We start from the raw sequence: 26,598 nt of genomic DNA on the forward strand, positions 1-26,598 counted from the left end.
AAGGTTAGAGCATCGGACCGGCATGACGGCCGGCGGCAGGAAAGGCGGAAGACCCCATGCGCATCACGCGACGCAAGCGCCTGTTCGTGGCGGCGGTCGGGTGCCTGGTGCTCGCCGTCGTTACCGCGCTGCGCGCCTACGATCCGCCTTTCGTCTCGGAGATCCGTCTGATAGGCCTCGACAGCTACCAGCGCTTCTGGCCACGCCCTCACGATGACTTTCCCGTCCGTATCGTCGACATCGACGAGCGCTCGCTGGCCGTGCACGGCCAATGGCCCTGGCGGCGTGACAAGCTGGCAGACCTGACCCGCGCGCTGGCGGAGCTGGGAGCCGCCGCCATCGCCTATGACGTGATCTTTGCGGAGCCCGACCGGCTGTCGCCACACCGCTATGTGCCGGACCTGAAGCTCGGCAGCGATGCCGCACTGGAGGGGCTCGCCGACCGGCTCCCGGACACGGACCAACTGTTCGCGGAGGCGATTGCCGAGGCGCCCGTCGTCCTCGGCTTCGCCATCCTGCCCAATGCCGATGGCGGCCGGCCGGCCGCCAAGGCCGGTTTCGCCCATGCCGGCAGCGACCCGGCCGCCAGCCTTCCCGCCTTCCCCTCGGTGCTTGCCAGCCTGCCCGTGCTGGAGGAGGCGGCGACGGGAAGCGGCGGCCTCAGCCTGTCCAGCCGCGACACGGTCGGCATCGTGCGGCGCGTGCCGATGGTCTTCACCGACGGGCAGGCGCTGTTCCCGAGCCTGGTGATGGAGGCCTTGCGGGTCGCCCAGGGCGCCGGCAGCTACATCATCCGCTCCACCGATGCGAGCGGGGAACTGGGCACCGGCGCGGCGGCCGTCACCGACATCAAGGTCGGCGCGGTTCCCTTCCCCACCACGGCGCAGGGCGAGCTCTGGGTCTATTTCAACGAGGACCGGCCCGATCGCTACGTCTCCGCCGCCGACGTGCTGGACCCGGCGACGCGGGCCGGGCTCGCCGCGCAGATCGAGGGTCAGATCGTCTTCGTCGGCACCTCGTCGGTGGGTCTCTTCGACATCCGCGCGACACCCCTCGGCGACCTCGTCCCCGGTGTCTCGGTGCATGCGCAGGCGGCGGAACAGATCCTTGCCGGCAGCTTCCTCAACCGGCCCGACTGGGCCGACGGCGCCGAGATCATCGTCACCGTGCTGCTCGGCATCGCCGTCATCGCGTTGACCCTCGCCTTCGGCGCGATCTGGGCGGCGGCCATCGGCGGCGGCATCGCCCTTGTCCTTTATGCCGGCGCCATCCACCTGTTCCGCACGCAAGGGCTGCTGCTCGATCCCGTCTATCCGACCGCGGTCAACCTGTTCGCCGTCTACGCCGCCGCCACCGCCCTGCTCTACGTCCTGACCGAACGGGAAAAGCGCTTCGTACGCGCCGCCTTCGGCCAGTATCTGGCGCCGGAAATGGTCAAGCGGCTGGAGACGGCGCCGGACGCCCTGCGGCTCGGCGGCGAGATGCGCGACATGACCATCATGTTCATGGACGTGCGCGGCTTCACGCCGATCTCCGAGCAACTGACGCCGACGGATCTGGTCGCCTTCCTCAATGCCCTGCTGTCGCCGCTCTCCGAGGAGATCCAGGCACGCAGCGGCACCATCGACAAATATATCGGCGACAGCATCATGGCGTTCTGGAACGCGCCGATGGATGTCGGCGACCATGCCGCCAAGGCCTGCGGGGCGGCCCTGGAGATGGTGCGGATCGTCGACCGGCTGAACGCGGCAGATGCCTTCCACTTCCGCCAGCGCGGTCTGCCGACGCAGAGCGTGCGCATCGGCGTCGGCCTCAACACGGGCGAGGCCTGCGTCGGCAACATGGGCTCCGACCGGCGCTTCAACTATTCGGTGATCGGCGATGCAGTGAACGTCGCGGCGCGAATCGAATCGAGCTGCAAGGCGGTCGGCGCCGATTGCGTCGTCTCCGAGGACACCGCGCGCGCGGCCCCCGGCTTCGCCTTCCTGGAGGCCGGCGCCATCCCGCTGAAGGGCAAGAGCGTGCCGATCCGCCTGTTCGCGCTGGTCGGCGATCCCGACTATGCGACCAGTGCCGAGTTCCAGGCCCTCGCCGAGGCCCATGCAGCACTGGTCGCGGCGATCGACGACGGCGACCGCGAGACGGCGCTTGCGCGTCTTGCCGCCTGCCGGGAACGCGCGCCAGAGCGGCTCCACGACATCTACGACCGCTTCGCCGAACGCATCGAGGCGATGCCGCAGCGCGCCCCGGCCTAGCGAGGGTCGCTCCCGGCCGGGCGGCGCGAACCGCCGAAGACCGCCAGCACGCGCCCGTCGAGCAGGACCAGACCGGCGAGCAGCACGCCCATGCCGGCGAGTTGCAGCCCCGACAGGGCCTCGCCGAGCAGCAGGGCGGAGATCAGCGTCGCCGATACCGGGATCAGCAGCGTGACCAGCGAGGCATTGGTGGCGCCGCCCTCGCTCAACAGGCGGAAATAGATGAGATAGGCAAAGGCTGTGCAGGCGGTGCCCAGCGCCGCGACCGAGGCCCAGGCCGCCGGCCCCGCCATGGCGGGCGACCAGCCGCCGGGAACCGTGGACGCCTGCCAAAGCGCCAGCGGCAGCAGCAACAGGCTCGAGCCGGTGAGTTGCCCGGTCGCCGCCACCATCACCGGCACACCGCGGAAGCGCCGGGCGAAAGCGGCGGCAAAGGCATAGGACAGCGCCGCGCCGAGACACAGGAGCTGCGCCCAGGCCGGCTCGCCGACAAGCCCCGCCAGCGCGCCCGCCTCCAGCCCCGGCAACAGCAGCAGCGCCACCCCGGCGAAGCCGACGGCGATGCCGGCGACCCGATGCGCCCGCAACACCTCCTGGTGAAACAGCAGCGAGGCGACGAGCACGGTAAAGATCGGCGTCGTCGCGTTGAGGATCGAGGCAAGGCTCGCCGAGATGCCCGTCTGCCCCCACAGGATCAGCGAGAACGGGATCGCGTTGTTGAGCAGCCCCATCAGCAGGAAGGCGCCGAGGGTCGAACGATCGCGCGGGAAGGCAAGCCCGTAGATCCGCAGCACTGCGTGCAGCACCAGCGCGGCGAGGACCACCCGCAGGAAGGCGAGGACGAAGGGCGGGATCTCGCCAAGGGCAATCTTGCCGAAGGGAAAGGTCGCGCCCCACACCAGCGCCAAGACGACCAGCAGCACCCAGTTCTTCCAGCTCATTGTCCCTCTCCGCCAACGCCTTGCCCGGCGCCTCGACATGCCTATCGCCGGCCGCCCGTCGCACCCACCCGATAGGCGAGCGTTGCGGCCATCCAGGTTGAAAAGTCGAAACAGGGGCTTGTGGCTGGCGGCCGCCGCGGTCAGGATCGGCGTTCCCGCCGCCCCGAGTGCTGGCCAGCATGCCCGACAATTCGTCCTCCCTCGCCTCGCGTCCGCTGCTCTTCCGCCTGATCCCGCTGCTTGTCGCCGCGGCTCTGCTGCTTGGCGCCAATGGCGTGGCGATGACCGTGATCGCGGTGCGCGGCCGGCTGAACGGCCTTTCCGACACGACCATCGGCCTGTTCGGCTCGGCCTATTATGCCGGCTTCATTCTCGGCGTGCTGGTCACGCCGATCCTGATCCAGCGCGTCGGCCATATCCGGGTGTTCTCGGCCCTTGCAGCGCTGAGCGCCATCTCCGTGCTGCTGTTGCTGCTCACCGCGCCGGGCTTCACCTGGGCGGGCCTGCGCTTCGTCAGCGGCATCGCCTTCTGCGGCACGGCGATGGTGCTGGAAAGCTGGCTGAACGCTCTTTCCTCGAATGCCGAGCGCGGCCGCATCCTCAGCATCTACCGCATCGTCGACCTGGGCGCGGTGACCGGCGGGCAGTTCCTGCTGCCGGCCTTCGGCGCCGGCGGCGTCGAGATCCTGGTGGTGATCGGCCTTGTCTTCTGCGCTGCCCTCATTCCGGTCTCGCTCGCCCGCGAGGGCAATCCCCCCGTCTCCGACACGACGCGGATCAACTACCTGTCGATCTGGGCGATCTCGCCGGTCGCCGCCGTCGGCTGCCTGACCATCGGCCTGACCAACGGCGCCTTCCGCACCGTCGGCCCGGTCTATGCGCAAGGGGTCGGCCTCGACGCCGATGGGCTGGCGCTCCTGATCAGCCTGTGGGTGATCGCCGGCGCCATCTTCCAGTTTCCGCTCGGCTGGGCCTCGGACCGCATCGACCGGCGCTACGTGCTGATCATGGCGACGCTCGGCGCCGGCCTCTCCTGCCTGTTCCTGTCCGGCGTCACCGCTGAGGCGGCAATCTTCCTCGGCGCCTTCCTGTTCGGCGGCTTCGCGCTGCCGCTCTATTCGCTCTCCGCCGCCCATGCCAACGACCATGCCGGTCCCGGCCAATATGTCGAGCTCGCCGCCGGGCTGACCATGTTCTTCGCGCTGGGCGCCATGGTCGGCCCGCTGATCGCCTCGGCGGTGATGGACCGGTTCGGCCCCGCCGCCTTCTTCGTCTATACCGGCGGGCTGCACCTCGCCTTCGTCGCCTTTGTCGGCCTGCGGCTTCTGGTCCGCGAGGCGGCTCCGGCGAGCCGACGCGGCCGCTTCGTCTGGCTGCTGCGCACCTCGCCGGCGATCTTTCGCCTGGCAAGCAGTCAGAAGGGACAGGACAAGCCGGATCGGGAGTGACTTTTCCGCCGCGCCGGCCGGGAAAGCGGGTCTTGGGGCTCGTCAATCCGCCCTGCCGCCGTTATAGTCCGCCTCACCTTGCCCCGGTCGGCTGAACCGGGGTTTTTCGTGTGTGCTGGCACCACTGCCAGCCGGGTTTCGAGTGATCGAAGGAACGTATCGCATGGCCAATGTCGTCGTCGTCGGATCTCAATGGGGTGACGAGGGGAAGGGCAAGATCGTCGACTGGCTGTCGGAACAGGCCGACGTCGTCGTGCGCTTCCAGGGCGGCCACAATGCCGGCCACACTCTGGTGATCGACGGTGTCAGCTACAAGCTGTCGCTGCTGCCCTCGGGCGTGGTGCGCGGCAAGCTGTCGGTGATCGGCAACGGCGTGGTGATCGACCCGCATGCGCTGGTGGCGGAGATCGGCCGGCTTGCCGAGCAGGGCATCAAGGTGTCGCCGGACACGCTGGCCATCGCCGGCAACGCGACGCTGATCCTGTCGCTGCACCGCGAACTCGACGCGCTGCGCGAGAACGCCGCCACCGGCACCAAGATCGGCACCACCAAGCGCGGCATCGGCCCGGCCTATGAGGACAAGGTCGGCCGCCGCGCCATCCGCATCATGGACCTTGCCAATCTGAAGAGCCTGCCGGCCAAGATCGACCGGCTGCTGGCGCATCACAATGCCCTGCGCCGCGGGCTCGGCGAGCCGGAAATCGATCCGGCGACGATCTTCGCCGAACTCGAAAGCGTCTCCGGCCAGGTGCTGCCCTATATGCAGACCGTCTGGTCGCTGCTCGACACGTGCCGCCGCGACGGCAAGCGCATCCTCTTCGAGGGCGCGCAAGGAACCCTGCTCGACATCGACCACGGCACCTATCCGTTCGTCACCTCGTCGAACACCGTCTCCGGACAGGCGGCGGCCGGCAGCGGCCTTGGCCCCGGCTCCATCGGCTATGTGCTCGGCATCACCAAGGCCTATACGACCCGCGTCGGCGAAGGCCCGTTCCCCAGCGAGCAGACCGACGAGATCGGCGAGTTCCTCGGCACCCGCGGCCACGAGTTCGGCACCGTGACCGGGCGCAAGCGCCGCTGCGGCTGGTTCGACGCGGTGCTGGTGCGCCAGAGCTGCAGCATCAACGGCATCAACGGCATCGCCCTGACCAAGCTAGACGTGCTGGACGGGCTCGACGAGATCAAGATCTGCGTCGCCTACGAGCTCGACGGCCAGCGCATCGACCACCTGCCCGCCTCCCAGGGCGCGCAGGCCCGCGTCAAGCCGATCTACGAGACCCTGCCGGGCTGGAAGGAATCGACGGAAGGCGCCCGAAGCTGGGCCGAACTGCCGGCGCAGGCGGTCAAGTATGTCCGCCATGTCGAGGAGCTGATCGGCACGCCGGTCGCGCTGCTCTCGACCTCACCGGAACGGGATGACACAATCCTTGTCCAGAATCCGTTTCAGGATTAAGCGTTAAATCGCGGATCGCGCCCCGGCGCGATCCTATGTGCGGCGATCACGAGTGGCGACATGGCAGATTACTACCCGGTTTTGAAAAAAACCGTCGCAGCGCTTCCAGAGAACACCGGAGCAGCCCGGCGCGAGATCTATCAGCGCGCGCGCAAGGCCATCGTCGCCCAGCTCAAGGCCTATGATCCGCCCCTGTCGCCGTCGGAGATCACCGCCGAACAGCTTCGGCTGGAGGAATCCATCCGCAAGGTGGAGGCGGAAGCCGCGCGCGAGACCCTTGGCTTCTCCGCCGCCCAGCAGCCCGTGGCAACGCCTCGCCCGGCCGCTCCGCCGCCGGCCGCGACCCCGCAGCCAGCCGCAAGGCCAGCCGCCCCGCAAGCCGCTGCCCCCGCGCGCCCGGCGCCCGCAGCGCCGACAGCGGCGGCCGCCCGGCCAACAGTTGCCGCCGAACCGCCGCGCGACACGCTGAAGAGCGCCATCGAGGAAGCGCGCAAGCTGGGCGAGGCCGCCGATCAGGCGAGCCGCTCCGCCCGCAGCGCCCTTGAGGACGAGCCGGCACCCGCGGCCTCGCACAAGCGCGAGCCGACGCTCGGCGCCGAGCCCTCGCTCCGCACAGCACCGATGGCCGCGGACGAGGAAGAGCGCCGTCCGCTCGCCGGATCGCGCGGCTCGCGCGCGTCCGGCCGCGATATGGGCCCGTCCAGGGGCCCGTCGCCGCTGCCGCTCGACGCCGACATGCGCCCGTCCCGCCTGCCGGCGCTCCTCGGCGGCCTCGCCCTGCTGCTCGTCGTCGTGGGCATCGGCGCCGTGACCTATTCCCAGCGCGAGACGCTGCTGGGCCTGTTTTCCTCCGACGACAGCGCCCCGGCGCCGTCCCGGCAGACCACGGACACCGGCCCCGCGCCGACCGGCAACGGCGCCGACACCACCCCCGCCTCGCGCAAGGACACTGCCCGCCTGCTCGACGGGCCGGCGCCGGATGCACGCGCCGTGACGACGACGCGGATCACCCCGAACGGCCCGCAGACCGACACGCTGGCGCCCACGGATGCGGACAGCGGCGTGCGCACGGTCGAGCCGCAGACACCGGCTTCGCAGCAGGCCGACAGCGAGACCACCGAGGAGCCGGAAGCGGCCGCGACGGCGGAGGATCTGGCCGTCGAAACCCCGGCCGATGCCCTGCCGCAACAGGACACCCGCACCGCCGCCGCCCCCGCGCAACCCGACCCGACCGCCAGCACCGAGGCGCCGGTCGCCCAGCGCGCCATCCTCTACGAGGAGGGCCCGACCGCCGGCAGCGCCGGCCAGGCCTCGGCCGGCCGCGCGGTGTGGAGTGTCGCGCAGGAGACCGTCGACGGGCGCGCCGAGACGGTGCTGAAGATGCGCATCGAGGTGCCGGACCGCAACATTGCCGCCAATCTGACCCTGAAGCCCAACCGGGACGAAACGCTGCCGGCGAGCCACCTGCTCGAAGTGCAGTTCGAACTGCCGGAAGGCTTCTCCGGCCAGGGCGTCGCCGACGTGCCCGGCCTTGTGATGAAGACCACCGAGGAGGCGCGCGGCGATGCGCTGATCGGCGCCTCGGTGAAGGTCGCCGACGGCTACTTCTGGGTCGCCCTGTCCAACCTGCCGGACGAGCAGGAGCGCAACCTGATGCTGCTGCGCGATCGCGGCTGGATCGACATCCCGATGCTCTACGAGAACGGCAAGCGCGCGATCCTGACGCTGGAAAAGGGCACGCCCGGCAGCCGTGCCGTCCAGCAGGCGACCGACGCCTGGCGCGCCGGCTGACGGCGGCGCCCCCGCGCGACGCGCGCACATGAACACGCACACTTGAACACGCACACATGAAAAGGGCCGGAGCGGCATCCCGCTCCGGCCCTTTTCGCATCGTGCCCAGCGCAGCGCCGCGGCGCCGGATCAGAAGGCCAGCGGCTTCGCCTGCTTCACATGCGGCAGCGAAGCGATCTTTGCCAGCACCGCCTCCGGCACCTCGCCGTCCACCTCGACCAGGCAGATCGCATCCTCGCCCGGCGCCGTGCGGCCGAGGTTGAAAGTGGCGATGTTGACCCCGGCCTCGCCCAGCACCGTGCCGAGCTGGCCGATGAAGCCCGGCTTGTCCTCGTTGGTGACATACAGCATGTGGGAGCCGAGCTCGGCTTCCATGTTGATGCCCTTCACCTGGATGACGCGCGGCTTGCCGTCGGAGAACACCGTGCCGGCGACGGAGCGCTCCTGGCGCTCGGTCTTCACCGTCAGGCGGATATAGTTCTCATAGGCGCCAGCCTGGGCCCGGCGCACCTCTTCCACCATGATGCCGCGCTCGCGCGCCATCACCGGAGCCGAAACCATGTTGACGGTCTGCAGCAGCGGCTGCAGCACGCCGGTCAGCGCCGCTGCCGTCAGCGCCTTGATGTTCATCTCGGCGACGGCCCCCTCGTATTCGAGGCGGATGCCGCTGAGACTGGTCTCCGTCAGTTGGCCGGCGAAAGAACCGAGCAGTTCCGCCAGCTTGACGAACGGGGTCAGGCGCGGCGCCTCCTCGGCGGTGATCGAGGGCATGTTGAGCGCGTTGGAAACGGCGCCCTTCATCAGGTAGTCCGACATCTGTTCGGCGACCTGCAGGGCGACATTCTCCTGCGCCTCGCTGGTCGAAGCGCCCAGATGCGGGGTGCAGACCAGGTTGGGCGCGCCGAACAGCACGTTCTCCGTCGCCGGCTCGTCCACGAAGACGTCGACGCCGGCACCGCCGACCTTGCCGCTGTCCAGCGCCGCGCGCAGCGCCGCCTCGTCGACCAGCCCGCCGCGGGCGCAGTTGATGAGAATGACGCCGTCGCGCATCTTCGCAATCGCCGCAGCGTCGATGATGTTGCGCGTCTTGTCGGTCAAGGGCGTGTGCAGCGAGATCACATCGGCGCGCGCCAGCAGCGTGTCGAGATCGACCTTCTCGACGCCAAGGTCGACGGCGCGCTCGTCGGACAGGAACGGATCATAGGCCACCACCCGCATTTTCAGCCCGATCGCCCGGTCGGCGACGATGGAGCCGATATTGCCGCAGCCGATCAGACCGAAGGTCTTGGAGGTGATCTCCGCGCCCATGAAGCGCGACTTTTCCCACTTGCCGGCCTGGGTGGAGATATCGGCGGCCGGGATCTGGCGGGCGACGGCGAACATCATCGCGATGGCATGCTCGGCCGTGGTGATCGAATTGCCGAAGGGCGTGTTCATGACGATGACGCCCTTGGCGGACGCCGCCGGAATGTCGACATTGTCGACGCCGATGCCGGCGCGTCCGACCACCTTCAGCCGGTCGGTGGCGGCAAGCAGCTTGGCCGTCACCTTGGTGGCGGAGCGGATCGCAAGGCCGTCATAGTCGCCGATGGCGGCAAGCAGCGCGTCCTTGTCCTTGCCGAGATCCGGCCGGTAGTCGACCTCGACCCCGCGCGAGCGGAAAATCTCGACGGCGGCCTCGGACAGTTGATCGGAAATGAGAACCCTGGGGGCCATAGGTCAGTCTCCCTGGCTTGCCGGACCACGGTCCCGCGCCCTCGCGCGGGACCGGACGGCCTGTGTTCGTCTGTCGTGTGGGGAAAGGCTCAGGCGGCCTTGCCGAGCGCCTGCAACTGCTGCTCGAAGGCCCAGTCGAGCCAGGGCAGCAGCGCCTCGACATCGGCCTGCTCCACCGTGGCGCCGCACCAGATGCGGAAGCCGGACGGCGCGTCGCGATAGGAGCCGATGTCATAGGCGACACCGGCAGCCTCGAGCGCGGTGGCCATCGCCTTGGCGAAGCCGGCCTGCTGCCCGGCATCGAGCCCGGCGACGCGCGGATCGACGATCCGCAGGCAGACGGAGGTGTTGGAACGGGTCGCCGGATCGCTCGCCAGGAAGTCGACCCAGCCGGTGCGCGCGACCCAGTCGGCAATGGCGCCGGCATTGCCGTCCGCACGGGCGATCAGCGCGTCAAGGCCGCCGATCTCCTTCGCCCATTTCAGCGCGTCGATATAGTCCTCGACGCAGAGCATGGACGGCGTGTTGATGGTCTCGCCCTTGAAGATGCCCTCGATCAGCTTGCCGCCCTTGGTCATGCGGAAGATCTTGGGCAGCGGCCAGGCCGGGGTGTAGCTCTCCAGCCGCTCGACCGCGCGCGGGCTGAGGATCAGCATGCCATGCGCCGCCTCGCCGCCCAGCACCTTCTGCCAGGAGAAGGTGACGACATCCAGCTTGGCGAAGTCCAGCGGCTGGGCGAAGGCGGCCGAGGTGGCGTCGCAGATCGTCAGGCCGTCACGGTCGGCCGCGATCCACTCGGCATCCGGCACGCGCACACCGGAGGTCGTCCCGTTCCAGGTGAAGACCACGTCGCGCGCGAAATCGACGGTGGAAAGATCGGGAAGCGCGCCATAGGGCGCCTCGATGACCCGCGTGTCGGCCAGGCGCAACTGCTTGACCGCATCGCTCACCCAACCGGAGCCGAAGCTCTCCCAGGCCAGCAGGTCGACGCCGCGCGGGCCGAGCAGCGTCCACATGGCCATCTCGACGGCGCCGGTGTCGGACGCCGGAACGATGCCGATGCGATAGTCCGCCGGCACTTGCAGGATTTCGCGGGTAAGCTCGATTGCCTCGGCGAGCTTGGCCTTGCCCGGCTTGGCGCGGTGGGAGCGGCCGAGCGGCGCGTCGGCGAGCGCCGCGGCGGACCAGCCGGGACGTTTCGCGCAAGGACCGGAGGAGAAACGGGGATTTTCCGGCCGAACGGCCGGTTCTGCATGCTGCGTCATCTGACTACCCTTCCAGATAGGTGCTCCTCGTTGGGGAGGAGTGTCCCGCTGACGGAGATAGCCGAAGCGCGTGTGGCCCGCAAGCGGTCAAAACAACGGAGCCGGTTGGGGGCCCCGATCGAAGGGAAGAGCAGAACGCACAGGACCGGGTACAAGGCCCGGTCCCATGACTGTCTCGACTGTCCATGGCAGCCATCCGCGGCGCCATGCCGCGGAGGGCGGTCCGATCAGTATCGGGCGACGATCGGCTCCGGCATGAAGGTCGGGCCGGAGTTGAACGTGTATCGCATGCCGACCCGGAACTCGTGCGCGGCAAGATCCTGGTAGCGGATCTTGTAGGACGGATTGGCGCCGCCCGTGCTGAAGCTCTTGGTGTAGGCATTGCCGATGTTCAGGTAGCGGTAGCCGGCGTCGATCGCCCAGTTCGGCGTCAACTCATACGACCCGCCCGCCATCAGCGCCCAGGAGAAGTTCCAGTTGCTGCCGCCCGGATACTTGCCGGAGGCGCCGTCCGGATTGAGGAACTTCACGTCGCTGGCGGTGACGTAGGACGTACCGATGCCGCCGCCGACATAGGGCGTGAAGCCGGCCCAGGTGCCGAGGTCGACATAGCCGTTGACCAGGAAGGTCAGGACGTCGATCTTCGCCGTCTCCTTGGAGAACCCGCCAATGCCGGGGCCGCCGCACGGCGCCGGGCACGGCGCATAGCCGGTGACCTTGGCCGGAAACTCGTAGTCGACCGTCACGTCGGCGCGCAGATAGTCGCTGAACTTGTAGCCGACGCCGGCACCGATCATGCCGGTGCGGGCCATCTTCTCGTTCCGGAAGTGCAGCGGCCCGTAGGCAACGCTCGGGGTCTGGTAGATCTTGTAGCCGATGTCGCCACGCAGATACCACCCTCCCGTCACGACCGGCACCTGCGGAACATGCTCGATCACCGGGATCGGCATATCCGCTGCGTGGACGGCTGACGAGACGATCATCGCGACGCCAGCCAGGCACATTTTCTTGATTTGGCTGCTCATGTCTCGGTCCTCGTAAGTGCGTCCGTACAGTCTTCGTTTGCCGGCCGCGCACGTGAAACACGAGGCTAGATTTGCCGAAAATGCTTAAGGTGGGCTTAACCGTAAAATTTAACCGTGTTTTTTTACGTTAATGAATAGTAAACAAAAGAAGAGAGAAATTGCGATAAGCAACAGTCTCCCCGCATCTTTGCAGACTGTTAACCATACGAAAGGGCCGCCTCCTTTCGGAAAGCGGCCCTTGCAGCTTGGCGAGCAGAACGACCGTTCGGCGTCAGGCGGCGGCGCGCGCCACCGCCGCGGCGATCCGGTCGACGACCCCGGTCAGCACATCCTCGTTGTCCGCCTCGCCCATCACACGGATCAGCGGCTCGGTGCCGGACGGACGGATGAGCAGACGGCCGCTGGTGCCGAGCGTCTTGCGGCCATCCTCGATGGCCTGCTGCACGCCCGGATCGTCCAGCGGCGTGGCTCCGGAATAGCGGACATTGCGCAGGATCTGCGGCACCGGATCGAAGCGGCGGCAGACCTCGGAAACCGGCCGGCCGAGCTTGGACACGCAGGCCAGCACCTGCAGCGCGGCGACGAGACCATCGCCGGTGGTGGCGAAGTCGGACAGGACGATATGGCCCGACTGTTCGCCGCCGACATTGTAGCCGTGCTGGCGCATGTGCTCGACCACATAACGGTCGCCGACCTTGGTGCGGGCAAGCGTCAGGCCGAGACCGCCGAGATAGCGCTCCAGCCCGAGATTGGACATCACCGTGGCGACGATGCCGGAGGCCGCCAGACGCCCATCCTCCAGCCAGGACTGGGCGACAACGGCCATCAACTGGTCGCCATCGACCACCTTGCCGTTCTCGTCGACGATGATCACCCGGTCGGCATCGCCATCGAGCGCGATGCCGATATCGGCGCGCACCTCATGCACCTTGCGGCACAGGGCATCGGTGTCGGTGGAGCCGCATTTCAGGTTGATGTTGTAGCCGTCCGGATCGACGCCGATGGCGATCACCTCGGCGCCGAGTTCCCACAGCACTTCGGGGGCGACCTTGTAGGCGGCGCCATTGGCGCAATCGACGACGATGCGCAGGCCGGCAAGGCTCATCTCCCGCGGCAGGGTGCGCTTGGCGAATTCGACATAGCGATCGCGCATGCCGTCGATGCGCTTGGCCCGGCCGAGATCGGAGGGAGAGGCAAGTTGCCGCGACAGGTCCTGCTCGATCAGCTTCTCGATCTCGCTTTCCGCCTCGTCGGAGAGCTTGTAGCCGTCGGGGCCGAAGAACTTGATGCCGTTGTCCTGGTAGGGGTTGTGCGAGGCGGAGATCATCACGCCGAGATCGGCACGCACGGAGCGCGTCAGCATCGCCACCGCCGGCGTCGGCATCGGCCCGAGCAGCAGCACGTCGAGGCCGACCGCCGTGAACCCGGCGACCAGCGCATTCTCGATCATGTAGCCGGACAGGCGCGTGTCCTTGCCGATCACCACCCGGTGACGGTGCGAGCCGTTGCGGAACGACAGACCGGCGGCCATGCCGACCTTGAGGGCGATGTCCGGGGTCATCGGCGCACGGTTGGCCGTGCCGCGAATGCCGTCGGTTCCAAAATACTTGCGCGTCATGTCGACCCTGTCTTTTGCGGCGGGAGGCCAGCCGGTTCGGCCGGTCGGCACATCGGCCTGCGTCCGCGTGTCGGCCGCGCCGGCCTGTGGCCGGTCCGGTGTCCCAAGCGCGGCACGAACTCCAGCCCGGCCGGCGGTTCCTCCATGTAGCACCAAGCTGCCAGAAAGGAGTTCAAAATTTGTTTTCGTTCGTTACAGCCGGCAAGGCCGCGCGGGACCGCGCCGCCGCATGAAAACGGCCCGGCAGTAGCCTGCCGGGCCGTTTCGCGTTGACGGGAGGACGGCCTCGGGCCGTCAGCCGCGCAAGGATCAGCCCTGCGGCTGCGGCTCCATGCCGCCCGTCGGAGCATCGCCCTCGCCGCGCCGCTTGGCGCCGGTCTTCGGCACCGCCGAGGCGCGCGCCGTCGGCTGGTCGTCGTCGGTCTCGCGCACCGGCGGCTTGCCGTCGAGCAGGTCGCGGATCTCGTCGCCCGACAGCGTCTCGTATTCGAGAAGACCGTTGGCGATGATGTGGAGCTGATCCTCGTGCTCGGACAGAACGCGCTTCGCCGTCTCGTAGCCGGTGTTGACGAAGGCCTTGATCTCCGCGTCGACAATGCGCTGGGTGTCTTCCGACACGTGCTGGCTCTTGGCGACCGAATGGCCGAGGAACACCTCTTCCTGGTTCTCGCCATAGAGCAGCGGACCGAGCTTGTCGGACATGCCGAACTGGGTCGCCATGGCCCGCGCCAGACGGGTCGCCATCTGGATGTCGCCCGAGGCGCCCGAGGTCACCTTCTCGTAGCCGAAGATCATCTCCTCGGCGACGCGGCCGCCCATCGCCACCGCAAGGTCGGCCTTGCACTTGGCGCGGGTCAGCGAGACCTGGTCCTTCTCCGGCAGGCGCATGACCATGCCAAGCGCGCGTCCGCGCGGGATGATCGTCGCCTTGTGGATCGGATCGGACGCCGGCATGTGCAGCGCCACCAGCGCGTGGCCTGCCTCGTGATAGGCGGTGAGCTTCTTCTCTTCCTCGGTCATCACCAGGGTGCGGCGCTCGGCGCCCATCATCACCTTGTCCTTGGCGTCCTCGAACTCGGCCATGGTCACCAGCCGCTTGCCGCGGCGAGCCGCCAGCAGCGCCGCCTCGTTGACCAGGTTCATCAGGTCGGCACCGGAGAAGCCGGGGGTTCCGCGCGCCAGCGTGCGGACATTGACGTCCGGCGCCAGCGGCACCTTGCGCATATGGACCTTGAGGATCTTCTCGCGGCCGGTGACATCCGGGTTCGGCACGACGATCTGCCGGTCGAAGCGGCCCGGGCGCAGCAGCGCCGGGTCGAGCACGTCCGGACGGTTGGTTGCCGCGATGATGATGACGCCCTCGTTCGGCTCGAAGCCGTCCATCTCGACGAGCAACTGGTTCAGCGTCTGCTCGCGCTCGTCATTGCCGCCGCCCAGGCCGGCGCCGCGATGGCGGCCGACCGCGTCGATCTCGTCGATGAAGATGATGCAGGGCGCGTTCTTCTTCGCCTGCTCGAACATGTCGCGGACACGGCTGGCGCCGACGCCGACGAACATCTCGACGAAGTCGGAGCCCGAGATGGTGAAGAAGGGCACGTTCGCCTCGCCGGCGACGGCGCGCGCGGTCAGGGTCTTGCCGGTGCCCGGAGGGCCGACCAGCAGCACGCCGCGCGGGATGCGGCCGCCAAGGCGCTGGAACTTCTGCGGATCGCGAAGGAACTCGACGATCTCCTGCAGGTCTTCCTTGGCCTCGTCGATGCCGGCGACATCCTCGAAGGTGACGCGGCCATGCGCCTCGGTCAGCAGCTTGGCCTTCGACTTGCCGAAGCCCATCGCCTTGCCGCCCGAGCCCTGCATCTGGCGCATCACGAAGATCCAGATGCCGAGGATGATCAGCATCGGGAACCAGGAGATCAGCGCGCCGAGCAGCGAGAAGCTCTCCTGCGGCGGACGGGCGATGATGCGCACATCCCTGGAGCGCAGCAGCTCGACATATTCGCCGGCCGATTCGGGCGCATAGGACTGGAACGCACCGCCGCTGTTATAGGTGCCGATGATCTGCTGGCCCTGGATCGTCACCTCGCGCACATCGCCCTGCTCGGCCTGGTTCAGGAACTGAGAGAAGGGGATGTCGTTCGTCACCGTGCGCTGTCCCGGGCTCTGGAAGAGCTGGAACAGGGCGATCAGCAGCAGGCCGATAATCACCCAGAGGGCAAAATTGCGAAAATTGGTGTTCATGAGCGGTTCCTTCACCGCGGCACGGCGGCGGTCTGCGCTGGATAGACGTTCTTTAAGGCCAAGATAGGTCCGCCGAAAGGGGCTGCCAAGGCGACGATGGAGATTCGCACGCAACAGGTCTCGTTTTTCTTAAAAATCTTCGACAGCGAACGGATTGGCGGCAAGTTCCGCCCGCCGCAGGCTTTCTTCCGGCCCGAAGGGAACCAGTCGGATCCGTTCGGGCGGCGTTCCGGCAAGGCCGGGACAATAGGCCGCATCGCCCGGACCGAGCAGCAGGGGTGCGGCGGCGAAGGCAGGTGCCGGCCAGTCGCCCGCCGCCTTGCGGTCGATGCCGTGCTCCGAGAGCGTCCCCAAGGGCACGACACGAACCGTTTCGCCCCGCTCCACCTCCAGCAGGAAGCGCCGGTCGAAGACGGCCCGGCCGGGGCCGCGCAGTGTCACCGGCGCAAGTCCGCCTCTCCCCGGCTCGCGCCAGAAGACGATCTCGCCGCCGCGCCGGCGCGCCACCACGCCGGACAGCGTCGACTGGATCTCGGCATGTCCCGCCAGACGCTCCACCAGCCCCTCCAGCCGGGCGAGACGCGGCGGATAGGGCTCGCCGCCGGTCGCGGCCAGCAGCCTGGCGAAGAGGCGCAGCAGGCTCTCGCGCGGCAGGGTGGCGATCGCCTCCAGCCGCAGCCGCACCGGGCCGGCCGGATGGCGCAGGGCTCCGGCGGCCAGCGCCGCGTCGACCTGCGCGTCGATGGCGGCCGCCGCCGAGGCCAGCCGCCCGGCGGTGGCGGCAAGCGTCGTGGCATCGAGCCCCTCTCGGGCCAGCGCCGGCATCAGGCGGCGCAGGCGGGTGCGCGCATAGGCCGGATCGTCATTGGACGGGTCTTCGGCAAAGGCCTCGCCCGCCGCCCGGCAGGTGGCGACGAGGCTGGCCTTGGAGACGGCGAGCAGCGGCCGCAACACTTCGACGCAGGTCCCCTCCCCGTCGTGCCAGAGGCCCCGCGCCGGCATCGCCGCAAGGCCGTAGACACCGCTGCCGCGGGCAAGACGCAGCAGCAGCGTCTCGGCCTGGTCATCAAGATGATGGGCGAGCACCAGCGCCTCGGCGCCGAGCTCTGCACTGGCCTCGACAAGCAGGGTCCGGCGCAGGTCGCGCGCCGCCGCCTGGCGATTGGCAAAGGGCTTGGGCGCTCGCGATGTCAGGACCCGGCAGGCAAGGCCGAGCCGGTCGCAAAGCTGCGCCACGGCACGGGCCTCATGCGCCGCTTCGGGACGCAGGCCATGATCGACGGTCAGGACGTGAATATCGGGAGGGGCGGTCCTGCGCGCGCGCCAGGCGGCGACAAGCAGCAACAGGGCCGTGGAATCGGGGCCGCCGGAAACGCCGAGGGCGAGCGAGCGAAACGATGTCAGCGGTGCAAGGAGGGCGTCGGCCTGCGTCTCGCAGACGGGCCGCGCGCGGTCAGACGCAGCCACCGCTCTGCTGCTGGGCCTGGGCTTCGGCACGGATCGAGGTCGGCGCACCCGGATACTTGGTCAGGAGTTCGCTGAAGGTGGCGCAGGCCGCGTCCTTCTGACCGATCCCCTTCAGCGACAGGCCGAGCTTCAGCAGGCTGTCGGTGACCTTCGAACTGTCGGGATAGTCGGTATAGCTCTTCAGGAAGGCGTCGGCCGCATCGCGGTACTGCTTGCGGGCATAGAGGCTCTCTCCAAGCCAGAACTGGGCATTGGCCGCCAGCGGATCGTTCGGATGGTCCTGCAGGAAGCGCTTGAACCCGGCCTCCGCCCCGGCATAGTCGCCGGCCATGATCATCGAATACGCACCGTCATAGTCGCCGCGCGGCGATCCGCCGGACGGGACCGCCGCCATCTCGAATGTCTCCCGCGGCTGGCCGCCGGAGACGCCGGGGGGCAGGCTGTCCTGCCCTCCGCCGCCGGCAAATCCGCCCGGTTCGCTGGCAAAGCCGCCCGTGCCCGACTGTCCGCGCGCCAGAGCCGAGAGGTCGAGCGGGCCCGCCCCGAGCCCTGCCGTCTCCTCCTGCTCGTAGCCGCCTTCGGCGCCGAACTCGGCATCGCCCGATCCATCGACGGGAAGCTGGCCGAGCGTGCCGGTGGCAGGGCCGTAGCTCTCGCCACCGCCCTGCAGGCCGGCCAGACTGCCGGCCTCTCCGCCCCCGGTATCGGAGCGCTTGCGACCGCCCTGCTCCAACTGCTGGAAGCGGTACTCGTTGTCCTCCTGCATCCGCTGGAGCTGCTCCTGCAACTGTCGGATCTGGTAGGTAAGCTGCTCGATCTGGCCGGTCAGGCTCCGCACCTGCTCCTCGACCTGGTTGACCCGCACCGCCGCGTCGCCGTCGTTGCGCGACCCGAAAAGCTGGGCCGACGCCGACTGCGGCAGTGCCAGGAGCACCACCAGCGCGAAGACGCCGGGTAGAATTCTGAACGCCATGGGTTTCAATCGCTTCATGCCTGTCCTCCGCCCGTGCGGCAGACGGGCGACCGCCCGTCCGTCCGCCTGAACGCAATAGCACAGGGCGCCGCGACTTCGGCCAAATTTTGACGCGGGCCAAGGCATGCCGTCGCAACGCCTCGCCTAAAACAAAGAGCGGCCGCAGCGGTTTCCCGCCCGGCCGCCCCGAAGGCAGATAGATCGTTGCCGAGGCGCTGTCGCGCCGATCAGCTTCCGGCGTTGTCGAGCACGGTCACGCCGCGACGGTTCTGCGTCCAGCAGCTCTCGTCGTTGCAGACCGCGACCGGACGTTCCTTGCCGTAGGAGACCGTCTTGATCCGGTTGCCCGGGATGCCGCGCGCGACAAGATAGTTGCGCACCGCGTCGGCGCGCCTTGCGCCCAGCGCGATGTTGTACTGGCGCGTGCCGCGCTCGTCCGCATGGCCCTCGACCGTGACCGTGTAGCGGGCATAGCTGCGCAGCCACTGAGCCTGCTTGTCCAGCGTCGCCGTCGCCTGCGGCGTCAGCGTCGACTGGTCCTCGTTGAAGAAGACACGGTCGCCGACATTGACCACGAAGTCCTGGCCGCTGCCGGGCTGGACGTTGCCGGTCAGGCCGTCCGGCTTGGTCTGCGCGCAGGCGGCGAGAAGCATCGCGCCCACAACGACAGAAGCAATGCGCGCGCTTCGGCTACGCATTCCGAGATTGATCATCAAACACACTCCTGATCCCCACCACCCCGACAGGGTAAACGCTTCTACAGCGAAACCGGTTAAGCGCGCGTTCATCAACATGGTTAACGAACTCTTGCGCGCCACAGACGCAAGGGTCGTTCAACCCTAGCGGCTGGCTCCTATTCCAGCAAGGGCGACCACGCCGGATCCGACGCGAAGGCCGGCGTCGGCACCCGCTGCTCGTTGTAGCCGGTCAGATCCACGGTCCAGAGCTGCGGACCGCCCGTTGCGCCCGGCGTGTCGCGGAAGAACACCAGGACGCGGCCGTTCGGCGACCAGGCAGGCCCCTCGTTGTGATAGCCCTCGGTGAGGACGCGCTCGCCGGACCCGTCCGGCCGCATGACGCCGATCATGAAGCGGCCCTGATGCATCTTGGTGAAGGCGATCAGATCGCCGCGCGGCGACCAGACCGGCGTCGAGTAGCGGCCCGGGCCGAAGCTGATGCGCTGCGGATTGCCGCCATTGGCCTCCATCACATAGAGCTGCTGGGTGCCGCCGCGGTCGGACTCGAAGACGATCCGGCGTCCGTCCGGCGAATAGGACGGGCTGGTGTCGATCGCCGGCGTGTTGGTCAGCCGCGTCGTGCGGCGCGAGCGCAGGTCCATCTCGAAGATATTGGCATTGCCGCCCTGCTGCAGGCTCATCGCCACCCGCTGTCCGTCCGGCGAAAAGCGCGGGGCGAAGGTCATGCCCGGGAAGTTGCCCACCATCTCGCGCTGCCCGGTCTCGATGTTGAGCAGATAGACGCGCGGGTCGGTGCCCGCATAGGCCATGTAGGTGACTTCCTGGCGCGAGGGCGAGAAGCGCGGCGTCAGCACCAGTTCGTTGCCATTGGTCAGGTAGCGGACATTGGCGCCGTCCTGGTCCATGATCGCCAGGCGCTTGACGCGCTTGTCCTTGGTTCCGGTCTCGTCGATGAAGACGATGCGGGTGTCGAAATAACCCTTCTCGCCGGTCAGCCGCTCATAGATCGCATCGGCGATGATATGGGCCATCCGCCGCCAGTTGTCGGCAGTGGTGTAGAATTGCTGGCCGAGCATCTGCTGACCGGCAAAGACGTCCCACAGGCGGAACTCGGCGCGGATACGGCCGTCCGACTGCCGCTCGATGGCACCGACCACCAAGGCCTGCGCGCCGATCGGGCGCCAGGAGGCGAATTGCGGCGGCGTGTTCACATCGACATTGGTCTCGATGAAGCTTGCCGGATCGAGCGGCCGGAACAGGCCGGACCTGGCAAGGTCGGCCTTGATCACGTCGGTGATCTGCGAGGCAAGCTGCGCCTCACCGCCACGCCCTGCAAAAGCCGGCAGGGCGATGGGCAGCGGCTCGATATTGCCCTGGGTGATGTCGATCTCGATCACCGCCGATGCGCGCTCGGCCGGAAGCAGTCCGAAGCTCCAGATCACCGCCGCAAGCAGCAGGGCAGTGATCCGCAAGCCCGAGCTTGCAATGCTGGCAGATGCCTGTCTGATCATCCTCTAGGCTCCGTCGGTCCTGTGTCGCGGCGCACCGCGAAAGCGGATGTGCCGTGTCCCGGCCCATCCGTTGCGTGAGAATTCGTCATTTTCGCGTCCCTTGCGAATCTTGGCATATCCGCAACGGTCGTGGGATGTCCCGATCCATGCTCAGCCGCCGAGCAGTTCGCGCGGATCGAAATTGATGATCACTTCCCGCCAGGCATCGTATTTCGCCGCCGGCAGGGAATAGGGAGCGCAGCGCAGCACCGCCCGGCGCGCACTCTCCGCCGCGATGCCGAAGGACGGGTTGTTGCTGGAATTCATGATTTCCGGACGCTGGTCCACCTCGCCGCCCGGGGTGAGGAACACCTTGAGGCGGACATTGAGGTCACCCGCGCCGGCCGCGCCGGCCGGCGGGTTCCAGCAGCGCGAGATCTGCCCGCGCAGCGCGTCGATCTCCGACTGGCTCATCGTCACACCGCTCTGCCCCTGGCGGCTGCCGAGCGAGGCCGGCTGCGTCGAATTCGAGCTCGCCCCGCCCGCCGGCTCGACCTTGTTGAGCAGGGCGGCGATCTCGTTCGGATTGAAATTCTCGCGCGGCCGCTCGCGCTGCGGCTGCGCCGGCGGGGTCGGCTTGGAGCGCGGGCGCACGGTCGGCGGCGGCGGCGTTTCCGCCACCTTCTTCTCAGGCTCCGGGGCCGGGGTCGGCGCCGGCTCGGGCTCCGCCTTCGGCGCGGGAGGCTCGGGCGCCACCGGCTGCGGCTGCGGCTCGGGCGGCACGGGACGCTCGGGGGCGGGCGTCGGCTCCGGCGTGGGGGCGGGCGTTGGCGCGGGCGTTGCCTGGTTGGGACGCTTGGCCTCGGTCTCGGCCGGCTTCTCCTCCGCCTTCGGCTGCTCGACGGGCTTTTCGGTCGGCCGCGTCGCCTCGACCTCGCGCACTTCGGCCGTCTTCTCGCCGATGCGCAGGCGGGTCAGTTCGGAGACGGGCACCAGATCGACAGGCAGGCTGTCCACCGGCGCGATCTCGAACGGCTTCGCATCGGGGAAGGACATCACTCCCCAAAGCAGCACGGCCAGATGGCCGGCAGTCGATGCGATGAGCCCGACACGCATGGGCCTACTGCTGCTCCTCGAGCGTCACGAGGCCGATCCGCTTGTAGCCGGCCGCGCTGATCCGCCCCATCACCCGCATGATTGTGCCGTAGTCGGCGTTCTGGTCGCCGCGCACGAAGATCCGCTCCTCGTAGCCGGCGCGCGCGATCGCCTCCAGTTTCGGCACCACTTCCTCGGCGGCGATTTCCGTCTCCTGGATATAGATCCGCCCATCCGCGGCCACCGAAATCGTGATCGGCTCGGTGGCGCCTTCCATCGGGCTCGCCTGCGTCTCGGGCAGGTCGAGCGGCACGCCGACGGTGAGCAGCGGCGCCGCAACCATGAAGATGATCAGCAGCACCAGCATCACGTCCACGAAGGGCGTGACGTTGATCTCGCTCATCGGCTGGCTGCGCCTGCGGCGCCGCCGTCTGCCGGTGTCCTCGGGCGCCGCGCCGCCGGCGGACTGCATGCCCATGGGGTCAGCTCCTCTCGTCGATCTGACGCGACAGGATGGCGGAGAACTCGTCGGCGAACCCTTCCATCCGCGCGGCCAGCTTGCCGGCATCCGCCGACAGCTTGTTGTAGGCGATCACCGCCGGAATGGCCGCAAGCAGGCCGAGCGCGGTCGCAAGCAGCGCCTCGGCGATGCCAGGCGCGACGACGGCAAGGTTGGTGTTCTTGGAGGTGGCGATCGCCTGGAAGCTGGTCATGATGCCCCAGACCGTGCCGAACAGGCCGATGAACGGGGCCGCCGATCCGACGGTCGCCAGCACCAGCAGCCGTGCCTCCAGCCGTTCAGCCTCGCGGGCGATGGTCACGTCCATCACCCGGTCGATGCGCTGGCGCAGGCTGGCGATCGCCGGCCGCGCGCCCTCGTGGCTGCGTTTCCACTCGCGCATCGCGGCGATGAACAGCGCCGCCATCGAGTGGTTCGCCCGCCCCGACAGGGTCCGGTAGAGCTCCTCAAGCGACTGGCCGGACCAGAACACCGTCTCGAAGCGGTTCATCTGCCGCTTCGTGCGCGCGAACAGCAGCCACTTGTCGACGATGATCGCCCAGCACCAGATCGATGCCGCGACGAGGCCGAGCATCACCAGCTTGACGACGAGATGCGCCTGCAGGAACAGCGCGAAGAAGGACATGTCGCCCTGCGGTGCCGCGAGGGTCGTTTGTGCAAGTTCCACGGGATTCATCTAATTCAGGACCTCTTGCCCGATTCCATTGGCGCACATGCCGGATCGGTTGCCGGTTGCCCGTATCGATCGGGCCAGTCGGTTGTCCGCTGATCGACCGCCTCAATGACGAGCGATTTTGGCGAAACTGGGACTGTTTCCGCCGATAACCTGCGGCATTAAGCCAGCGTTAAGGTTACTGCCGCGTTAAGACGGCGCGATGTCGGCGGTCAGGCGGGCGGCGAGCGCCGGCGGCAGGCGGCGCGGCCGCCCTTGCGGAGAAATCACGGCAACCGTCACCAGGGCGGAAAACAGCAGAACCTCTGCGCGCCGCACCTCCTGGGCAAGGACGATGCGCGCGCCCCGCGCTTCAGTGAGGCGCGTTGCGACCTCCAGCCGGTCGTCGATGCGCGCCGGCGCGTGAAAATCGATCTCCATGTGCCGGACGGCGAAGGCCAGCGGTTCGCCATGGGCGCCGCTCGCCAGCTCATTGTGATGGACGCCGCACAGACGCAGGAAATCCGAGCGGCCACGCTCGGCGAATTTCAGATAGGCGGCGTGATAGACGACGCCGGTGAAATCGGTGTCCTCGTAATAGACCCGCACCGGCAGGACATGCCGCCCCTCCTCGATCCGGCCGGCAAGGTCCGGCCAGCGGCCATCCTCCTCACGTGTCGTCATCGGTGAACAGCCCGAGCTGCGGTGCGCCGCCGCCCTGCGGAACCGCCAGCCCCAGATGCTGGAAGGCGAGCGGCGTCAGGATGCGTCCGCGCGGCGTGCGCTGGATATAGCCCTGCTGGATCAGATAGGGCTCGACGATCTCCTCGATGGCATCGCGCGGTTCCGACAGGGCGGCGGCGATGGTCTCGATGCCGACCGGCCCGCCGCCGAATTTCAGCGCGATCTGGTTGAGATAGCGCCGGTCGAGCTGGTCGAGGCCGGCGCTGTCCACCTCGAGCTGGGTCAGCGCCCGGTCGGCGATGGCGGCATCCACCGTTTCCTGACCGGCGACCACCGCGAAGTCGCGCACCCGCCGCAGCAGGCGGCCGGCGATGCGCGGCGTGCCGCGCGCGCGCCGGGCGATCTCCCGCGCCCCGTCGTCGCTCATGCCGAGGCCGAGGATGCGGGCGCCGCGCCGCACGATCAGTTCCAGCTCCTCGGAGGTGTAGAACTGCAGGCGGACGGGAATGCCGAACCGGTCGCGCAGCGGCGTCGTCAGCAGGCCGAGCCGCGTCGTCGCTGCGACCAGGGTGAAGCGCGCGAGGTCGATCTTCACCGAACGCGCCGCCGGGCCCTCGCCGATGATCAGGTCGAGCTGGAAGTCCTCCATCGCCGGATAGAGCACTTCTTCGACGGCCGGGCTGAGACGGTGGATCTCGTCGATGAACAGAACGTCGCGGTCCTCCAGATTGGTCAGCAAGGCAGCAAGATCGCCGGCCTTGGCGATCACCGGGCCGGAGGTCGCGCGGAAATTGACGCCGAGCTCCCGCGCCATGATCTGGGCGAGCGTCGTCTTGCCGAGACCCGGTGGTCCGACGAAGAGCACGTGATCGAGCGCCTCGCCGCGGGCTTTGGCCGCGCCGATGAAGACCTTGAGGTTGGCGCGCGCCTGCGCCTGGCCGACGAAATCGTCGAGCACCTGCGGGCGCATCGTCGTGTCGATCTCGTCGCCGCGCAGTTCCGGCGAGACGAGGCGGCCGGCGTCCTCGCTCATCTGGCAAGCTCCTTGAGGCCGAGACGGATCAGCGTGGCAGCCTCGGCGCCCTCGCCCGCGCTCTTGACGGCGGCGGCCACCGCGGCGCTCGCCTGCGCCGGCTGATAGCCGAGATTGACGAGGGCCGACACCGCATCGCCGACCGCGGTCGGCACGGCGGCGGAGGCCTGCTGCGCGGCGGCGATGGTGCCCGCATCGACGCTGGCAAAGGCCGGCGCCTTGCTCTTCAGTTCGGTGACGATGCGCTCGGCGACCCGCTTGCCGATGCCCGGCGCACGGGCGATCTGGGCGGTGTCGCCCAGCGCCACCGCATTGGCGAGTTCGGACGCCTTCATCACGCCGAGCGCCGCCAGCGCCACCTTGGCGCCGACCCCCTGGACGGTCATCAGCAGTTGGAACCAGGCCTTTTCCGAGGCGCTGGAAAAGCCGTAAAGGCGGATCATGTCCTCGCGCACCAGGGTCTCGATATGCAGCACCGCCGCCTCGCCGCGCCCCGGCAGGCCCTGCAGCACGCGCGCCGGCGCATAGACCAGATAGCCGACGCCATGAACATCGAGAATCAGGTGATCGTCGCCGATCTCGTCGACCACCCCCTTGAGCTTGCCGATCATGCCCGTCTCCCGGCTCCCATGGACAGAGTCATCGCGCCAGCTTCTCGGCGATGCGCGCCGCCGCCGGCGTCACCCGGTGCTGGGCATGGCAGATGGCGATGGCCAGCGCGTCCGCCGCATCGTCGGAATTGAACGTCGCCTTCGGCATCAGCACCTTCACCATCATGCGGATCTGGTCCTTCTCCGCGTGGCCGGTGCCGACGACCGTCTTCTTGACGAGGTTCGGCGCGTATTCGGACACGGCGAGGCCGTTCAGCGCCGGCACGAGCAGCGCGATGCCTCGCGCCTGGCCAAGCTTCAGCGTCGCCCCGGCATCCTTGTTGACGAAGGTGAGTTCCACCGCCGCCTCGTCCGGTGCCTGCTGCCCGACGACCTCCTGCAACCCGTCATGCAACTGGCGCAGCCGGTCGGACAGCGGCAGCCGGTTGTCGGAGAGGACCGTACCGCTCGCGGCGAAGCCCATGCGGTTGCCCTCGACCACGATCACCCCCCAGCCGGTGCGCCGGAGGCCTGGATCGATGCCAAGGATGCGAATCGGGAGTGCCATGGAACAAATCGGTAACGCCATTCGCCGCCCCTGACCAGCGCGGACATGGCGCCAGCCCCGCAAACCAGCAGAAAACCGGGCGCCGTAAACGACGAAAGCCCGGCGAGAAACCCGCCGGGCTTTTGCAGGGACGCAAAGGAAGCGCGTCGCTCAGGCCGCCGTCAGGCGGGCCAGCGTTTCCTCGTCGACGTCGAAGTTGGAGTAGACGTTCTGCACGTCGTCGTCGTCTTCCAGCAGGCCGATCAGCTTCAGCATGGTCTGGGCCTTGTCGGCATCGACCGGGGTCAGCGTCTGCGGCTTCCACACGGTCTTGACGGTCTCGGCCTCGCCGAGCGTGCCTTCCAGCGCCTTGGAGACCTCGCCGAGATCCTCGAAGGCGCAGGTGACCACGTGGCTGGTCTCGTCCGACTGCACGTCCTCGGCGCCCGCTTCGATGGCGGCCTCCAGAATGGCGTCGGCGCTGCCGGCCGAGGCCGGATAGACGATCTCGCCGATACGGTCGAACATGAAGGCGACCGAGCCGGTCTCACCCATCGAGCCGCCGCACTTGGAGAAGTAGGAGCGCACGTTGGAGGCCGAGCGGTTGCGGTTGTCGGTCAGCACCTCGACGATCACCGCGACGCCCGCCGGGCCGTAGCCCTCGTAGCGGATCTCCTCGTAATTGTCGCCGTCACCGGCCTGCGACTTGTTGATGGCCCGCTGGATGTTGTCCTTGGGCATCGACTGCGCCCTGGCGTTCTGCACGGCCAGGCGCAGGCGCGGATTGGAGTTGATGTCCGTGCCGCCCATCTTCGCCGCGACCGTGATCTCCTTCGACAGTTTGGAGAAGATCTTCGAGCGGACCGCGTCCTGACGGCCCTTCCGGTGCATGATGTTCTTGAATTGGGAATGTCCGGCCATGTCGCTTCCTGGTCTTGTCGGGAACGCCGGCGGTCTCGGCCACGCCTTGGCGCGGCCCGGACACGGTCTCCAGGCGCGTTCCTCCCGGATTGATGTCGGGCAGGCGGGCCCGATCGGGTGCTGCCGATCCCGATCCGCCTGCAATCTCAAAAGATCGGCGCGTTATAGGCCGCAGCGG

At 68.3% G+C, this 26,598-nt stretch carries 22 protein-coding genes; 4 read left to right on the plus strand and 18 right to left on the minus strand.

Annotated elements, in window-relative coordinates:
• Positions 1–56 precede the first annotated feature (56 nt).
• Positions 57–2,255 (plus strand): CHASE2 domain-containing protein, encoded by a 2,199-nt coding sequence (locus tag TSB10GB4_RS22400; RefSeq protein WP_186397548.1) that lies wholly within the window; start codon positions 57–59, stop codon positions 2,253–2,255.
• On the opposite strand, the gene TSB10GB4_RS22405 is transcribed toward TSB10GB4_RS22400, so the two are convergent.
• Entirely contained in the window at positions 2,252–3,196 is a 945-nt protein-coding gene (locus TSB10GB4_RS22405) for a DMT family transporter (RefSeq protein ID WP_186397549.1), read from the minus strand. The genes TSB10GB4_RS22400 and TSB10GB4_RS22405 overlap by 4 nt on opposite strands.
• Before the next feature lie 179 nt (positions 3,197–3,375).
• On the opposite strand from TSB10GB4_RS22405, the gene TSB10GB4_RS22410 reads away from it, so the two are divergent.
• The 3 genes from TSB10GB4_RS22410 to TSB10GB4_RS22420 all read left to right on the plus strand — a co-directional run bounded on the left by TSB10GB4_RS22410 (position 3,376) and on the right by TSB10GB4_RS22420 (position 7,888).
• Entirely contained in the window at positions 3,376–4,644 is a 1,269-nt protein-coding gene (locus TSB10GB4_RS22410; RefSeq protein ID WP_186397550.1) for an MFS transporter, read from the plus strand.
• A gap of 163 nt (positions 4,645–4,807) precedes the next feature.
• On the plus strand, positions 4,808–6,097 hold the full coding sequence (locus TSB10GB4_RS22415) for an adenylosuccinate synthase (RefSeq protein ID WP_186388421.1): 1,290 nt from the start codon (positions 4,808–4,810) through the stop codon (positions 6,095–6,097).
• A 60-nt stretch (positions 6,098–6,157) separates the two neighbouring features.
• Positions 6,158–7,888 (plus strand): hypothetical protein, encoded by a 1,731-nt coding sequence (locus TSB10GB4_RS22420; RefSeq protein WP_186397551.1) that lies wholly within the window; start codon positions 6,158–6,160, stop codon positions 7,886–7,888.
• Positions 7,889–8,017: 129 nt separating this feature from the next.
• On the opposite strand, the gene serA is transcribed toward TSB10GB4_RS22420, so the two are convergent.
• The 17 genes from serA to TSB10GB4_RS22505 form a co-directional block, all read right to left on the minus strand.
• Positions 8,018–9,604, minus strand: a complete 1,587-nt coding sequence (gene serA, locus TSB10GB4_RS22425) for a phosphoglycerate dehydrogenase (RefSeq protein ID WP_186397552.1) — start codon at positions 9,602–9,604, stop codon at positions 8,018–8,020.
• Between the two features lie 89 nt (positions 9,605–9,693).
• Positions 9,694–10,869 (minus strand): phosphoserine transaminase, encoded by a 1,176-nt coding sequence (locus TSB10GB4_RS22430; RefSeq protein ID WP_186388424.1) that lies wholly within the window; start codon positions 10,867–10,869, stop codon positions 9,694–9,696.
• Between the two features lie 227 nt (positions 10,870–11,096).
• The gene (locus TSB10GB4_RS22435) at positions 11,097–11,894 is read right to left on the minus strand and encodes an outer membrane protein (protein WP_186397553.1); all 798 of its coding nucleotides are present in this window, start codon (positions 11,892–11,894) and stop codon (positions 11,097–11,099) included.
• Positions 11,895–12,165: 271 nt separating this feature from the next.
• On the minus strand, positions 12,166–13,512 hold the full coding sequence (gene glmM, locus TSB10GB4_RS22440) for a phosphoglucosamine mutase (RefSeq protein ID WP_186388426.1): 1,347 nt from the start codon (positions 13,510–13,512) through the stop codon (positions 12,166–12,168).
• Between the two features lie 309 nt (positions 13,513–13,821).
• Positions 13,822–15,750 carry an ATP-dependent zinc metalloprotease FtsH gene (gene ftsH / locus TSB10GB4_RS22445; protein ID WP_186388427.1) on the minus strand — a complete coding sequence of 643 codons (1,929 nt, stop codon included), beginning with the start codon at positions 15,748–15,750 and terminating at the stop codon, positions 13,822–13,824.
• Between the two features lie 129 nt (positions 15,751–15,879).
• Positions 15,880–17,217 carry a tRNA lysidine(34) synthetase TilS gene (gene tilS / locus TSB10GB4_RS22450; protein WP_186397554.1) on the minus strand — a complete coding sequence of 446 codons (1,338 nt, stop codon included), beginning with the start codon at positions 17,215–17,217 and terminating at the stop codon, positions 15,880–15,882.
• The gene (gene ybgF, locus TSB10GB4_RS22455) at positions 17,204–18,190 is read right to left on the minus strand and encodes a tol-pal system protein YbgF (RefSeq protein ID WP_186397582.1); all 987 of its coding nucleotides are present in this window, start codon (positions 18,188–18,190) and stop codon (positions 17,204–17,206) included. Before ybgF ends, tilS begins: the two co-directional genes overlap by 14 nt.
• Before the next feature lie 227 nt (positions 18,191–18,417).
• On the minus strand, positions 18,418–18,903 hold the full coding sequence (pal, locus tag TSB10GB4_RS22460) for a peptidoglycan-associated lipoprotein Pal (RefSeq protein ID WP_186388429.1): 486 nt from the start codon (positions 18,901–18,903) through the stop codon (positions 18,418–18,420).
• Positions 18,904–19,043: 140 nt separating this feature from the next.
• The gene (tolB, locus tag TSB10GB4_RS22465; RefSeq protein ID WP_186388430.1) at positions 19,044–20,399 is read right to left on the minus strand and encodes a Tol-Pal system beta propeller repeat protein TolB; all 1,356 of its coding nucleotides are present in this window, start codon (positions 20,397–20,399) and stop codon (positions 19,044–19,046) included.
• Positions 20,400–20,549: 150 nt separating this feature from the next.
• Positions 20,550–21,494 (minus strand): cell envelope biogenesis protein TolA, encoded by a 945-nt coding sequence (locus TSB10GB4_RS22470; RefSeq protein WP_186388431.1) that lies wholly within the window; start codon positions 21,492–21,494, stop codon positions 20,550–20,552.
• A gap of 4 nt (positions 21,495–21,498) precedes the next feature.
• On the minus strand, positions 21,499–21,951 hold the full coding sequence (gene tolR, locus TSB10GB4_RS22475) for a protein TolR (protein ID WP_208984932.1): 453 nt from the start codon (positions 21,949–21,951) through the stop codon (positions 21,499–21,501).
• Positions 21,952–21,955: 4 nt separating this feature from the next.
• Positions 21,956–22,669, minus strand: coding sequence for a protein TolQ (gene tolQ, locus TSB10GB4_RS22480; protein ID WP_186397555.1), 714 nt, complete (start codon positions 22,667–22,669; stop codon positions 21,956–21,958).
• 186 nt (positions 22,670–22,855) lie between these two features.
• Entirely contained in the window at positions 22,856–23,329 is a 474-nt protein-coding gene (ybgC, locus tag TSB10GB4_RS22485) for a tol-pal system-associated acyl-CoA thioesterase (RefSeq protein WP_186397556.1), read from the minus strand.
• The gene (ruvB, locus tag TSB10GB4_RS22490; RefSeq protein ID WP_186388434.1) at positions 23,316–24,362 is read right to left on the minus strand and encodes a Holliday junction branch migration DNA helicase RuvB; all 1,047 of its coding nucleotides are present in this window, start codon (positions 24,360–24,362) and stop codon (positions 23,316–23,318) included. Before ruvB ends, ybgC begins: the two co-directional genes overlap by 14 nt.
• A complete protein-coding gene (ruvA, locus tag TSB10GB4_RS22495; RefSeq protein WP_186388435.1) occupies positions 24,359–24,973 on the minus strand; it encodes a Holliday junction branch migration protein RuvA in 615 nt (204 codons plus the stop codon). Before ruvA ends, ruvB begins: the two co-directional genes overlap by 4 nt.
• 28 nt (positions 24,974–25,001) lie before the next feature.
• Complete coding sequence (gene ruvC, locus TSB10GB4_RS22500) at positions 25,002–25,520, minus strand: crossover junction endodeoxyribonuclease RuvC (RefSeq protein ID WP_186397557.1); 519 nt, start codon at positions 25,518–25,520, stop codon at positions 25,002–25,004.
• A 150-nt stretch (positions 25,521–25,670) separates the two neighbouring features.
• Positions 25,671–26,420, minus strand: coding sequence for a YebC/PmpR family DNA-binding transcriptional regulator (locus TSB10GB4_RS22505; RefSeq protein ID WP_186397558.1), 750 nt, complete (start codon positions 26,418–26,420; stop codon positions 25,671–25,673).
• Positions 26,421–26,598 lie beyond the last annotated feature (178 nt).

The sequence above is a fragment of the Stappia sp. TSB10GB4 genome, from assembly GCF_900185745.1.
Classification (GTDB): domain Bacteria; phylum Pseudomonadota; class Alphaproteobacteria; order Rhizobiales; family Stappiaceae; genus Stappia.